Source organism: Streptococcus oralis, assembly GCF_001579175.1.
In the GTDB taxonomy this organism is placed as follows: domain Bacteria; phylum Bacillota; class Bacilli; order Lactobacillales; family Streptococcaceae; genus Streptococcus; species Streptococcus oralis_O.
Map to the genome: position 1 here is coordinate 627,985 of NZ_KQ970760.1, position 906 is coordinate 628,890.

The 906-nt window shown below is 38.2% G+C and carries 1 protein-coding gene and 1 pseudogene; both read left to right on the forward strand.

Going from position 1 to position 906, the window contains the following annotated elements; genetic code table 11:
* Positions 1 to 412: pseudogene (locus SORDD24_RS07390) on the forward strand (UDP-N-acetylglucosamine 1-carboxyvinyltransferase); the annotation flags it as partial.
* A gap of 16 nt (positions 413 to 428) precedes the next feature.
* A partial coding sequence (locus SORDD24_RS07395; RefSeq protein ID WP_061409142.1) for a GNAT family N-acetyltransferase occupies positions 429 to 906 on the forward strand: 478 nt, incomplete at its 3' end.

Below are 906 nucleotides of genomic sequence, written 5' to 3' on the forward strand. Positions count from 1 at the left end.
CGTTGAAGAGCAGTCAGACTTGAAGGCAATCAATATTAAAACTGCTCCTTATCCTGGTTTTGCAACTGATTTGCAACAGCCTATCACGCCACTTTTATTAACAGCTCAAGGCCGTGGAACGATTATTGATACCATTTATGAAAAACGTGTCAACCATGTTTTTGAGTTAGCAAAAATGGATGCGGATATTACGACTACGAATGATCACATTATCTATAAAGGTGGTCGTACCTTGCATGGAGCAAGTGTTAAAGCTACAGATTTGCGAGCAGGTGCCGCTCTTGTGATTGCTGGATTGATGGCTCAAGGCCAGACCGAAATTACAAATATTGAGTTTATCCTTCGTGGCTACTCAGATATCATTGAAAAATTACGTAGTCTTGGAGCAGATATTACACTCGTCGAAGACTAAAACCATTGAGGTGATTATGAATATTTGGACCAAATTAGCAATGTTTTCTTTCTTTGAAACGGAGCGCTTGTATTTGCGTCCTTTCTTTTTTAGTGACAGTAAAGCCTTTTATGAGATTGCTTCTGATCCAGAAAATCTGCAATTTATTTTTCCCAGTCAAGCAAGTTTAGAGGAGAGTCAATATGCTCTTGCCAACTATTTTATGAAGGCTCCTCTAGGTGTCTGGGCAATTTGTAATCAAGACAATCAGGAAATGATTGGTTCCATCAAATTTGAAAAAATCGACGAAATCAAGAAAGAAGCAGAAATCGGTTATTTCTTAAAAAAAGATGCTTGGTCGCAAGGTTTTATGACAGAGGCTGTTAGCAAACTCTGTCAACTTTCCTTTGAAGAATTTGGTTTAAAACAATTATCCATCATCACTCATCTGGAGAATCAAGCTAGCCAAAAAGTAGCCTTAAAATCGGGATTTAGTCTCTTCCGACAGTTTAAGG